The sequence below is a fragment of the Halalkalibacter flavus genome (assembly GCF_036663575.1).
GTDB classification, from domain to species: domain Bacteria; phylum Bacillota; class Bacilli; order Bacillales; family Bacillaceae_D; genus Halalkalibacter; species Halalkalibacter flavus.
In genome coordinates this window covers 95,509-108,392 of record NZ_JAWRVK010000014.1, presented here as the reverse complement: position 1 = coordinate 108,392, position 12,884 = coordinate 95,509, and the positions used below count along the sequence as shown (strand labels likewise).

The following is a 12,884-nucleotide window of genomic DNA, read 5'->3' as shown; positions in this document are numbered from 1 at the left end:
CTTCAGTCTTAAGAAACGACTTTAGTCGTAGACATTTTATGTCCAAATCCACCTGCTTTAGCAGGTGGTCGTTTAAGTTATTATAAGGGTGTACTGTTTAAGAGAGATTGTCCTTACCAGTAAGGGCAAGCTTTTTTAGTTGGATTAGTTTTGTGAAGAAAGTAGAAAAACAAAGGTTGAAGAAGTGCCTTTTTTACAGGCACTTCGTTTGTTTACATAGAGTCCCTAACACCATTCTTAGACGAATGTCATACATTATTAACATGTTAATGGAACGTCTAGTCAAATATCGCAAAGAGAGAATAAAAGTTGATGTAGTGTTAGTCGGCAAGTTACGGCGAGTAAATCTATAAATTCTCATCAGATAATTAGTTCCCAGCACCACGATACTTCTTCACTCCCGCATTCCACAACATAACCGCGATTGCTAAAAATACGATACCCATCACCGGTGTTAAAAATGCATACACATACCATTCTTCTCTTTGAAGGAAATAAGCAGCGGGATATACACCGACAAAAGCAAACGGCAAGATCCATGTTAAAACAAAGCGAATCACGTTATGGTAAATGTCGACTGGGTATCTGCCGTAGTTTCCAATGTTATACATCATCGGCATAATGTCCGTACGACTATCCGACCAGAAGCCAATGCTAGCAAGAGAAATAAAAATGCCAGCATAAATAAAGGCCCCGCCTAAAACCATGGCGATAAAAATGAAGATATCATACCAAGCAAACGTTAATCCTAAGGTTGAGCCTGCATAGTACATAATTGCTAGACCTGTAACAACGCCGAATAATGACTCTAGCTCCATTCGCTCCATTATAATTTGAAATAGGCTATGAATCGGTCTAGTTAAGACACGGTCCATTTCCCCTTTCACGATATAGCGCTCATTAAAATCCCAGATGTTAAAGAAGGATGAAAAGATCGCGTAAGGAATTAGGAAAAACCCATAGATAAAGATAATTTCTTCACGGTTCCATCCGCTAAGCAGTGTCGTATGTCCGAACACTACTAAAATAAAAACTAGATTTACTGCTTGGAATAATAAGTCAGACATAATTTCAACTACCGTATCTACACGATACGTTAATCTTGTTTTTAAATATTGAGAGGCATATTGAAAGAATATAGAGATGTAAAACATTTATTAGCCTCCTTGAACAATCAACTGTTTTTTTGCTAGTGCCCATAACAGTTGAATTGGAATGAAAAGAATAAGTGCCCAAAATACTTGTAACAAAACAGCTGTATAAATCTCACTTCCTATGAATCCTTCTGTGAAAATCATACTAGGAATATAGCTGATCGCTTGAAAAGGCAAATACATCATGACAGATTGCGCCCAAAGCGGGTAAAAAGAGATTGGTAACAATAGGCCTGAAAACAAATCAATGACGACTCGCTTGGCTCGAATTAACCCTGAGTTATTAAATAAGAAAAATGTCATAATTCCTGTAAGTAAGTTAATTTGTGTATTTACAATGAAACTAAAGATTAGTGAGATAAAGAAAAATACCCATGTTGAAAAACTAGCAGAAAAACTAATCGGGAAGACGAGAGCAACGATAACCATACCCGGCACGGAAAAGAACAAGAGTCTAAATAAGCCTTCCCCGAGTCCTTGCATTGTTTTCATACCCAAATAATTATAAGGGCGAATCATCTCAATCGCTACTTTTCCATCTTTAATCTCATTGGCAATTTCCCGGTCAATATTATTAAAGTAGAAGGCTCTAGCCATCCACGCAACAGCGACATACGTTGTCATTTGCAGAACCGATAACCCTTGAATTTCTTCTTGTCCTCCATAAATTGCTGACCATAAAAAGTAATAGGCACCAATGTTAATGCTGTAAATTAATATTCCGCTATAATAGTTCGTTCGATAAGCGAGCATCATTAGAAAACGAACTCGAATCATTTCTAAATATTGACTCATGAGATAGCCATTCCTTCTTCATAAATCTTTCGAATAATCTCTTCTGTTGAGATTTCATTAATGCGAACATTTTTGATCGGGTTGTTTTGCACGACTTTACTAATTAGTTCAGAGACCGTTTGCTCATCTCCATTTACAGTAGCAAGCCAAGTCGTTGCATCTTTTTGTTGCCAATGTACCTGTGGTGAAGAAGGGAGTGTCGCAGAAAGAACCTCTGTTAAAAATTCAAACTCAACTTGTTTTCCTTCTACTGCATTTGTTTGGAGTTGATTCAGTTTTCCATCATAAACGATTTTTCCTTCATCTAATAAGACGACCCGTTCGCAAAGAGCTTCGATATCTGTAATATCGTGTGTTGTAAGGATGATGGTTGTTTTATACTGTTCATTAATCTCTTTTAAGAACTTTCTAATTTTTAATTTTACTAACACATCTAGGCCAATTGTTGGCTCGTCCAAAAAGAGGAGAGGAGGATTATGAATAAGAGCTGCCGCTAATTCACAACGCATACGCTGACCTAATGAAAGCTTTCGTACCGGTTTATCTAATAAAGGGCCGATTTCTAAAGTCTCAATTACGTGGCCCATATGAGTGTTATAATCTTCATCTGACACTCGGTACACTTTCTTTAATAATCTAAATGACTCCTGTACGGCGATGTCCCACCATAGTTGTGATCGTTGCCCGAAAACAACACCAATTGTGCGAACGAATTGTTCACGTTCTTTATGCGGGTTCATCCCATTTACGACAATCGATCCGTCAGTTGGCGTTAAGATCCCTGTTAACATTTTGATTGTCGTCGATTTGCCAGCTCCATTCTCGCCGATGTAGCCGACCATTTCCCCTTGTTTCACCGTCAACGAAATATTATCAACAGCCGCAAGTACTTTATAATTTCTCGTGAACAGGTCACGGAACGCTCCAGATAAACCAGAACGGCTAGAATAAGATTTAAATTCTTTTCGTAAATTTGATACTTCAATCACGTTCATCGTTCTTCATGCCCCCTTTGGCAATAAAATTGTGTCGTACTTTTTAAAAGCAAAATATAGTTTAACTTGTAGACGCCATTCCAGCAAGTATGAGATTTTAAAGAGGGGAAAGATTTTGAGCAAATTACTTGAGGGTTTTGCTTGATTCGCATTACAGTTAGGATGAAAGGCTCTAAAATATTCATGAAAATTAAAAACTGTTTATTATAGAGGAAATATTGTATTTATAAAGAAGTACTTACATAATAAAATGAATTGTAAGAGGTCAAACTACTTACTTAGTGAGGTGTAAATTGTGCAAAACAATAACGTGAAAAGTACAGAACAGCCTAAAGTGCAGAAAGCGGTTACAGTTACATATTCGAGAATGAATCCGTTTCAAGCGGAAATTCTTAAAACGTATAATTTGAATAAACCTGGCTCTAAAAAAGAAACACGGCACATTGAATTATCTTTAAAAGATTCAGGTCTTTCTTATGTTCCTGGGGATTGCCTTGGTGTTTTCCCAGAGAACGACCCTGAATTGGTGAAAACACTACTTACTGAAATGAATTGGGATGCAAAGGAAAGTGTAACGATTAATAAAAAGGGTGAGACACTACCTCTAGGTGAGGCGTTGAGCACTTATTTTGAAATTACATTATTAAACAAGAAGATTGTGCAGCAAGCAGCACAATTCACAGAAAATGAGGACATTCAAAAGTTAATTCTGCCGGAGAATAAAGATCAACTAAAAGAATATATGGATGGACGTGACTTGATCGACCTATTACGTGAATTTGGACCATGGGATGCGTCAGCTCAAGATATTGTTTCCCTTTTAAGAAAAATGCCCCCACGTCTGTATTCAATTGCTAGTAGCTTAACAGCTCATCCAGATGAAGTTCATTTAACAATTGGTGCAGTTCGATACGAAGCTCACGGACGCGAACGAAAAGGAGTTTGTTCTGTCCAGTGTGCAGAACGTGTTGGCGAAGGAGATACACTTCCAGTATTTATTCAGCAAAACAAACATTTCTACTTACCAGAATCAACAGACACAGATATTATTATGGTTGGTCCAGGAACAGGAATTGCCCCATTCCGCTCTTTCATCGAAGAGCGTGCAGTAGCGGGGGGAGACGGTAAGACTTGGTTATTTTTCGGTGACCAACACGAGGCGACTGATTTCCTATACCAAGATGAACTTGAAAAATATAAACAAGATGGAGCACTAACCAAGCTAGATGCCGCGTTCTCCCGTGATACCGATAAGAAGGTGTATGTCCAGCATAAAATGCTTGAAAATAGCAAAGAGTTGTTTGAATGGTTAGAGGCAGGTGCATTCTTTTATGTGTGTGGAGATAAGCAGTACATGGCCAAAGACGTTCATAACGCACTAATTGATATTGTTGAAAAAGAGGGCGGCATGAGCCGTGAAGCAGCGGAAGAATATGTGACTGAGATGCAAAAAGAAAAACGTTATCAGCGTGATGTATATTAATTGAAATTTTGGAGGCAGGAATTTTTCCTGTCTCTTTATTCTTTTTTTATATCCAATGTGACATTACTCATAGATGAAAAAAAGCAAATAAATTAAAGTGAGGGATAACTTATGAAATTTGAATTTTTTGAAAATGGTTGTTAGGAGGAGTCAATAATGAAAAAAACAAATTTACCAATTGTCTACTCATGCTCAGGTTGTTCTTCAGCCGCACAAACAGCAAACATGATTGCGGTAAAAATGGATCGTGAAAAAGTAGCGGAAATGTCTTGCATTGCTGGTGTTGGCGGCGATGTTAAGCCACTTGTAAAAACGGCAAAGTCAGGACGAGAAATAATCGCCATTGATGGATGTCCCCTATCTTGTTGCAAAAGTTCGCTAGCTAGACATGATGTTGCGCCAAAGCGTTATTTTGTATTATCTGACTTTAACGTCCCAAAAAGAAAAGGAGAAGACCCGAATCTGACGCTATTTATGGATACATATGATCAGATTTTAGAGCTTGTTAAAAAGTAGGGTCAAACAGTTTTGGTTTCCTCCCCAAGCCACACACAGGTCTGGGGATTTTTTTTTACTAATGTACATCAATTGAAGCTCCATATATCAAAGTGTATACTTACTCAATAATCTTATTTTTACAAAACTGGGGGGAATATTGTGAATCCAAAACCTAAAGCTATTTTCTTAGACATGGATGGTACTATATTAAATCATTATAATAAGGTAAGTATACATACAAAAGAAATCATTGATCGCATGCGGAGTAAAGGATTTTTCGTTTTTATTGCAACTGGGCGAGCTTTCGATGAAATTGAAGGAGTTGTCCCAGAAGGTTTTGAAGTCGATGGGTACATTACTTCAAATGGGATGGCGGGTTATGTAGGGGAGGAAGCAGTCTTTGAGCATTCCCTTTCACGTGAGCTAGTGGAGAAGATTATTGAAAAAGCTAGAGCAAACAAGGTGTATTATGAACTTTTTCCTTATGGAATGGATCGAATTACATTAAAGCAAGATCAAAAATATGTGGAACATGAAATTAGAGAACCGAAGCCTGAGGATGTGGGTATTAATGAATGGCTCTCGAGGAAGCAAGCCATCAAAGAAGAAATTGTTTGGGCGGATGAAATCAAAGGAGAGAAATTTTCAAAGTTTTATTTCTTTGCTAGAACGAAAGAACATATCAATGAATGGAAGAAAGAGCTAGATCAAGTAAAGGAAGAAATTGATTTTACAACATCAATATCGTCTCTTCACAATGTGGAAGTAATGGTGGCCAATGTAAATAAAGCAACAGGAATAAAGGAAATGTTGGAGCACTTTGAATTAGTTGGTGCTGACATTATGGCGATTGGGGATAGCAATAACGACATACCAATGCTTAAGTTTGTCAATCATGCTGTGGCAATGAAGAACGCACCTGATCAAATTAAAGAAATGGTTGATGACGTAACCGAATTTACTTGTGATGAAGATGGTGTGTATCATTATCTTAAAAAGAAATTTGAACTGTAAACAGGTTTTAAGCACAGCCACACAGAAAATAATTGAGGATCTCTATTAGAAAAAGTAATAGAGAAAATGGAGGGGATCGCATGCAAGACTTTACTTTTCAAAATGGTACGAAGATTATTTTTGGTAAAGATCAAGAGAAAGTAGTTGGACAAGAAACGGTTTTTTACGGTAAAAAAGTACTTTTGCATTATGGTGGCGGTAGTATTAAAGAGAGCGGTTTGTATGATAGAGTTGTTCAATCCTTACAAGAGCAAGGCGTTGAAATTTTTGAGCTAGGTGGTGTCAAGCCAAATCCAAGAGTAAGACTTGTTCGAGAAGGGGTAAATCTTTGTAAGGAGAATCACATCGACTTAATTCTAGCTGTAGGTGGAGGAAGCGTCATTGACTCGGCTAAGGCAATTGCCATTGGCGTGAATTATGACGGAGATGTTTGGGATTTCTTTACGGGTAATGCACCTGTCACTGATTGTTTACCGATTGGAGTGGTGTTGACGATTCCAGCTGCTGGTAGTGAAAGCAGTGCAGGAAGTGTCATCACAAACGAAGAGGGCGCTTATAAACGGGCAGTAGGTCATGAAACAATGAGGCCTAAGTTTGCGATTTTAAATCCCGTTCTTACATATACATTGCCAACCTATCAAACGGCTTGCGGAATTACAGATATGATGGCACATATTTTAGAGAGATATTTCACGAATGAAAAGCATGTAGACTTAACAGACCGCTTATGTGAAGCGACATTAAAAACGATCATTAACAATGCGCATACCGTTCTTGAAGACCCGACGAACTATCATGCGAGAGCAGAAATTATGTGGGCAGGAACATTAGCACATAATGATTTATTAAGTACAGGCAGAATCGGTGATTGGGGAAGTCATGACATTGAACATGAGATCAGTGGGATCTATGATTTAGCGCACGGTGCAGGGCTTGCAATTATCTTCCCAGCATGGATGAAATATGTATATAAACATGATGTGAAACGCTTTGCACAGTTTGCGAATCGTGTGTGGGATGTTGAAATTAATTTAAATGATTTAGAAAAAACAGCTCTAGCAGGGATTAAGAAAACGGAAGAATTTTTTAGCTCGATTGGAATGCCAGTTACACTTAAAGAAGCCAACATCGATGACGAGCATTTTGAGGAGATGGCGAGAAAGGGTACGGAAAGAGGACCACTTGGTAACTTTGTGAAGTTGCAAGAGGCGGATGTTTATAATATTTATCAGTTAGCGAAGTAAGAGATGAGGCCTCGTTTAAAACGAGGTCTTATTTTGAGTTTTTCTCATAACCTGATATTTTCCAATAATAAAGTGAGATCCAATAAACGTGTATAAAAACTATTAAAATACTGATAAAATAAGAAGAAGGAATGTAGCCAGGCTTGAATGATATTATTCTGTTTTAAGGTCATACATTTTTAACTTCTATATTCATCGTGGAAAATAAGAAGCATGTTGTTCGGCTTAAAGAAATCTAATTAGTAGTCAAATGCTTAAAAAAGATTCAATTGATGTTAGGAAATCTCTTTGATGAGCCATGAAACGAAGAAAACCCCGATAATTCAACTGGAAATATTGGTCCTAGATGTGCTGTTGACTTGTAATAGGAAAAGATAAATGAATAGTATATAAAAAGGTCTGTAAGATAGAGGATACTGAGCTTTTTTAAGTGTCGTCTACAAAGGAGGGATGTCTATTGTTTAAGGATAAGTTAGGAAATATGATCCCCCATTATAATCAAAAGCTGTTCATGAGAGACTTATTAGCTGGAATAACACTTTTTGTTATGCTTATTCCTCAAGGGATGGCCTATGCGATGCTAGCTGGGCTTCCACCAGTGATGGGGTTGTATGCGGCTACGGTTCCTTTGTTTATTTACGCACTATTTGCTTCTTCTAAGCATTTATCCATTGGGCCAGTAGCGATCACATCTTTACTTGTTTTTTCAGGAGTCTCTATTTTGGCAGAACCAGGTTCCCAAGAGTATATTTCTCTCGTTTTACTCCTCGCAATTATGGTGGGGGCTATACAGCTTTTATTAGGGATAAGTAAGCTGGGGTTTATTGTGAAATTTATTCCCCACTCGGTGATGAACGGATATACATCTGCAGCTGCGATTGTGATTGGGCTTAGTCAGATCAAACATGTATTAGGAATTGATTTAGGGAATCACTTACAAGTTCACTATATCCTAATTGGTGCATTAGAAAAAATAATGGATATTAACCTGATTACGGTGTTGATCGGAATCACTAGTATTATCCTTCTTATTATGTTGAAAAAAATTGCTCCGAGTCTTCCAGGTGCATTATTGGTCGTTGTTTTATCAATCCTTTTTGTATTTTTATTTAACTTAGAAAAAAGTGGTGTACAAATTGTAGGGAATGTCCCTCAAGGGTTTCCGCAGTTTGTGGTCCCTTCGTTTACACTCGAAACTATTCAGCTCCTCATTCCGATGGCGCTGACAATTGCTCTTCTCGGTTTTATGGAGTCTTTAGCTATAGGAAAAGCGATTGCGAAGAAAGAGAAGTATAAACTGAATCCTGATAAAGAGCTAAAGGCTTTAGGCTTATCTAATATGATTGGTGCTTTCTTTCAATCGTTTCCGGTCAATGGTAGTTTCTCTAGAACAGCGGTTAATCATCAATCAGGCGGTGCCACTCAAATGACATCCGTCATAACAGGTGTGTTTATTATCATTACGTTATTGTTTTTTACTTCTTTCTTTTATTACTTACCAAATGCCGTGCTAGCTTCGATTATTTTAGTTGCGGTTTATAAGCTAATCGATATAAAGGAGATGAAGCACCTTTTTGAAGTGAAGCCGTTTGAAGGATGGGTTTGGGTTATTACGTTTATTGTTACGCTATTTGTAGGTATTCAATGGGGAATTATCATTGGGGCCATCTTTACGTTAGTATTATTGCTAAATCGAAGTTCTAAACCATCAATTGTAGAGATGGGGTATGTAAAGAGAGAGAAGACGTTTCGTAATATTAAACGTTATACAGAAGCAGTGACTTCAGATGAAGCTGTTATTCTAAGAATTGATTCAAATCTCCATTTTGCGAATATCTCATATGTAGAAGAGAAAGTAAAAGAGGTTCTTAAAGCAAGAGAAGGAACGAAATGGTTGATCCTTGATATGTCTGGTGTTAACGATGTTGATACCATTTCAGTTGATACGTTAGAGGAAATGATTGATTTCTATCACGACAGAGGGATTATTACGTTGTTTGCGAGTATGAAAGGTTCGATTCGAGATACGGTCAATAAAGTTAATTGGGATCAGAAGTACAAAGAACAGCAGAATCATTTACCACTAGAGCAGTTATTGAAAGCGAAAGGAATTAGCATGGAGAAAGAAGAATATGTTATTAGTGCACTGGATTATCAGATTTGATGAATAGTGTTGAACGGACGTCAATAGATCTAACCGGTTTTCTAAAAGACAAGTTAAAGTTTAAAGGTTCCTATCCCCTGTGTGTATCACACTTGGTCTAGGAACCTTTTTTTCATCATTTAACCACTCACATTTTTTACATGCACATTTTCAATATTTGAAGCTTTCATACGATTGTTCAAGAAATTGAAACTTACTAGTATGACTAAAACAAAAGTAGCTAGGAAAACAAATAAATTTGAAAACCCAATTAGCGGAACCATAAGTCCTAATATAAACGATCCTGCAGCAACCCCTGAGTCATATAACGTAAAGAACGTTGCGGTTGCATGCCCAGTACGACTAGTTGTTACTGCTCCAGTCGCTAATGACAAGAGAAGTGGCATCAAAGATCCATAGCCAATTCCGATCACTCCAGCAGCAATTAAAAATAGCCAAGCAGACTGTGAAAAAGCAAGAAGAAGAAAACCTATTGAGTACATAACTAAACTAGGAAGAATGACAATCTTAGGACCACGTTGATCAAACAAACGGCCTAAGTATGGTCTGGAAATAAGCATTGTTATAGCAAAAACTAGAAAGAAATAGCCCGAAACTCTCTCAAGCCCTATCTCAATTGCATATACCGAAATAAACGAAAGAATACCTGCGTATGCAAATGCGACAAGAGAGATGATGAATGAAAAAGGCAATGCTTTAAATTCAAAAAAGTCATGAATGGAAAGCTTTCGTTGATTTTGTGAAATGAGAGGTATTGTTGCATTCTTTATATTTACTATCAACGCACAGATGACACTAATGACAACAAAGAAGCTTAGGATAACAAATAATTGGTGAAACGAAATAAATTGAATAAGAGTAAGACCAATAAATGGTCCAATGACGATCGCAATATTCATGAACATCGTAAAATACCCGAGGCCTTCTCCCTTTCGTTCAACTGGCACGGTCTCTGTCGCAATGGTTGATGTCGTAGTTGTTAATATAGCAAAAGAAAAACCATGAATGAAGCGTAAGATCATAAGTGGTATGAATTGATCTACCCAAATATACCCTAATGAAGTGACGGCAAATAAACCTGTGCTAGCTATTAATACATTTCTTTTGCCAAAGCGTTGAAGCAAATTTCCTGAAAACGGTCTAATTAAAATCGCAGATAATAGCATTACGGTAACAACGAGACCAGCTTGTGCTTCTGTACCATTGAGCTCATAAATCACATAGATTGGCAACGTAGTTAATAGCGCATAGAAAGTAATAAACACAATTAAATTCACAAAAGCAACACTAAAAAAGTTCCTCGTCCAAATCGGTTTCTTATTCGTTTTCATCTAAACCATTCCTCTTTTGCCCTAACTTTTCTAGAAGATGCTGAAGTTGTTGTTGTTCCTGTTCAGAAAGCTTTGAAACGTATTGACCTTCGAAGCTATCGAGTTGAGCTTTTACTAATGGAAGTTTTTCTTTGGCAAATTCCGTTAATTCAATACGGCGTTCACGTTTGTCTTTACCTAGTCTTCTTGTAATCCACCCACTAGATTCCATTCTTACAAGTGTTCGAGTTACTGTCGGAGGTTCGACTTTCAGGTATTGCCAAATTTCAGTTTGAGTCATTGTACTTTTTTGGCTAAGTACATAAAGAATTGCCCACTGGGAAGAGTACAGACCAAATTCCTGCAACTCTTCATTTAATTCCTTGGATAAAAGTCTTGCCTTTTGATTTAACGTATGAAGAAGGTTGCTTGTATCCATTAGATGATCCACTCCTATTTTATTTAGCTAGGTAAATAAATGTGATGGTTTTATTATATAGGGGCAGGGAGGGGGATGTAAAGCAAAATAAGAGCAGTCCCTCTTTGGTCTGCTCTAAACTATTCTACCTCTGTATTTTAGTCAAATGTAACGTTGGTTGATGATCATGCGTGATCACTTCCCAATAATGCAGCATGTTATCGTGAACCGTAACATGTTCATTTCGGGAACCGATTATTTCTTCTGATAACACATTTAAATTCTTATCAAAAACACGTTTATGAAGGTACAGGCTATCATTTGAAAATACCTCAATTTCACCTATTTCATTGCTGCTCATATGAACAAGTTCTCCCACTTCAGCTACTTTTTCGTTTTCACTTTCATCATAAAGAGGTTCGCCACTATCTAAGGAAACTTGCAGCAAGCCAGTTGATTTTTTTCCCAAGCCATATAACTTATTGTTAGGAAAATCAATATAGCTAGGTTTTTCAATCCCGCCTTCTGGAAAGTACTTAATTGAGATTGATTGTTTTTCTAATGTATCATCTTCAATTGGAATCACATTATAAGTAATTTCCTTTGTTTCAACGCCACTATTACTGCTATAAATAACGACTTTTCCATGTGAAGATGGAATGATGTCTAAATTATAAACAATGGGTATCGAGGCAAGAACTACTTCTTCACTAAATGTACCATCTCTCGTTAGTTGTCTTATACTAATTTCTCGTTGTGGTTGCGACCAAGACCCCTGTATCTTTCAGCACTAAAAGGTGCGTCCCTTCTAATTTCCAAGATAAATAATCATTGTTATCAAATAAGGCTTTGTTGGTAACCTCCCAATTTTCATTTGTAGCAACAGACCCATGTAACCCAGTCGTACCAAGGAAACCATTTTTTGTCGTCCAAACGACAAATGTGACATCGTCCTCTTCAATGATAGAAAGGTTTGAATTCCGAGCAAAAAAGCCATCGTCATTCAATTGAATTTGTAACTCTGGGTCAAATGTATCTCCACCAAAAGTGGAGACCTCTTCAACAACGTTTGGTGTTGCGATATTCATCGAGCTAACCACTTTAGCTTCGATATTCTCAATCTCGTTCAATTCCTCGAAAGCATCGTGGTTTGGTTCTTGACACCCGAAAACAAAAATGACTAAAAGAATAGAACAGATAACTAGTTTTTTCATGAATAGTGAAACCTCCTTGTCTCATATTTTTAACCATTCTGAGCTAGAAAGGGGAAGATTTTTCATATCGGCTTTTCCAGCCTCAGAGACTTTCCTATTTAGGGGTACTGAGGTGGACAGATTATTTTGGAGTGTGTAATGGATACATACAATTTCATAAAGTACATAATTGCCTTTAACAAGAATGGGAAGTGCTTATAGAATCATAATGGGGAAGTAATCCTATTTATATTTTCCTATAAAGTACTAAATTTCAGTCTTTCTTTTAATTAATCGGTACATTTATGGGGGAAGATTAGGTACTATGGTCCAAGTCTAATAACACGTTGACAGAGTCTTTTTAAGCGTTTGTTATTTCAATAGATTGACAACGTTGTTATTGTTAAGTGGTCACCCCTCTAAATATAACTCTCCCAAGTTGTTTGAATTCAGCAAAAATAACAAGTTGTTATTAGGTGTACCAATCCTTCTAGTGATGCCTTATTCAATTATACCTCAAGCTTTACTTTTACTAATTTACATGAAAGGTTAATCCATTTTATGAAAGCTCAAAAACACTGTAGTTTTCATGATGTTTAAATATGACCTACTTAAC

At 37.1% G+C, this 12,884-nt stretch carries 12 protein-coding genes; 5 read left to right on the top strand and 7 right to left on the bottom strand.

Features of this window, described 5'->3' with window-relative positions; genetic code table 11:
- Positions 1–368: 368 nt before the first annotated feature.
- The 3 genes from SAY88_RS11340 to SAY88_RS11330 are packed head-to-tail and all read right to left on the bottom strand — an operon-like array spanning position 369 to position 2,944.
- Positions 369–1,154: an ABC transporter permease gene (locus SAY88_RS11340; RefSeq protein WP_332631900.1), complete on the bottom strand. Its 786-nt coding sequence runs from the start codon at positions 1,152–1,154 to the stop codon at positions 369–371.
- A gap of 3 nt (positions 1,155–1,157) precedes the next feature.
- Entirely contained in the window at positions 1,158–1,949 is a 792-nt protein-coding gene (locus SAY88_RS11335) for an ABC transporter permease (protein ID WP_332631898.1), read from the bottom strand.
- A complete protein-coding gene (locus SAY88_RS11330) occupies positions 1,946–2,944 on the bottom strand; it encodes an ABC transporter ATP-binding protein (protein ID WP_332631896.1) in 999 nt (332 codons plus the stop codon). The genes SAY88_RS11335 and SAY88_RS11330 overlap by 4 nt, the downstream gene beginning before the upstream one ends.
- A gap of 295 nt (positions 2,945–3,239) precedes the next feature.
- Here SAY88_RS11330 and SAY88_RS11325 point away from each other — a divergent pair, with 295 nt between their 5' ends.
- The 5 genes from SAY88_RS11325 (at position 3,240) to SAY88_RS11305 (ending at position 9,347) form a co-directional block, all read left to right on the top strand.
- Complete coding sequence (locus SAY88_RS11325) at positions 3,240–4,427, top strand: sulfite reductase subunit alpha (RefSeq protein WP_332631894.1); 1,188 nt, start codon at positions 3,240–3,242, stop codon at positions 4,425–4,427.
- 156 nt (positions 4,428–4,583) lie between these two features.
- Complete coding sequence (locus SAY88_RS11320) at positions 4,584–4,943, top strand: putative zinc-binding protein (RefSeq protein ID WP_332631891.1); 360 nt, start codon at positions 4,584–4,586, stop codon at positions 4,941–4,943.
- Between the two features lie 141 nt (positions 4,944–5,084).
- Positions 5,085–5,939, top strand: coding sequence for an HAD family hydrolase (locus tag SAY88_RS11315; protein ID WP_332631889.1), 855 nt, complete (start codon positions 5,085–5,087; stop codon positions 5,937–5,939).
- Between the two features lie 80 nt (positions 5,940–6,019).
- Positions 6,020–7,183 (top strand): iron-containing alcohol dehydrogenase, encoded by a 1,164-nt coding sequence (locus SAY88_RS11310; RefSeq protein WP_332631887.1) that lies wholly within the window; start codon positions 6,020–6,022, stop codon positions 7,181–7,183.
- A gap of 457 nt (positions 7,184–7,640) precedes the next feature.
- Positions 7,641–9,347 carry a SulP family inorganic anion transporter gene (locus SAY88_RS11305; protein ID WP_332631885.1) on the top strand — a complete coding sequence of 569 codons (1,707 nt, stop codon included), beginning with the start codon at positions 7,641–7,643 and terminating at the stop codon, positions 9,345–9,347.
- A gap of 119 nt (positions 9,348–9,466) precedes the next feature.
- On the opposite strand, the gene SAY88_RS11300 is transcribed toward SAY88_RS11305, so the two are convergent.
- From SAY88_RS11300 to SAY88_RS11285, 4 genes are all read right to left on the bottom strand, one after another.
- Positions 9,467–10,678, bottom strand: a complete 1,212-nt coding sequence (locus SAY88_RS11300) for an MFS transporter (RefSeq protein ID WP_332631883.1) — start codon at positions 10,676–10,678, stop codon at positions 9,467–9,469.
- On the bottom strand, positions 10,665–11,096 hold the full coding sequence (locus tag SAY88_RS11295) for a MarR family winged helix-turn-helix transcriptional regulator (protein WP_332631881.1): 432 nt from the start codon (positions 11,094–11,096) through the stop codon (positions 10,665–10,667). Before SAY88_RS11295 ends, SAY88_RS11300 begins: the two co-directional genes overlap by 14 nt.
- A gap of 124 nt (positions 11,097–11,220) precedes the next feature.
- Positions 11,221–11,661, bottom strand: coding sequence for a hypothetical protein (locus SAY88_RS11290; protein WP_332631880.1), 441 nt, complete (start codon positions 11,659–11,661; stop codon positions 11,221–11,223).
- A 157-nt stretch (positions 11,662–11,818) separates the two neighbouring features.
- Positions 11,819–12,289 carry a hypothetical protein gene (locus SAY88_RS11285; protein WP_332631879.1) on the bottom strand — a complete coding sequence of 157 codons (471 nt, stop codon included), beginning with the start codon at positions 12,287–12,289 and terminating at the stop codon, positions 11,819–11,821.
- Positions 12,290–12,884 lie beyond the last annotated feature (595 nt).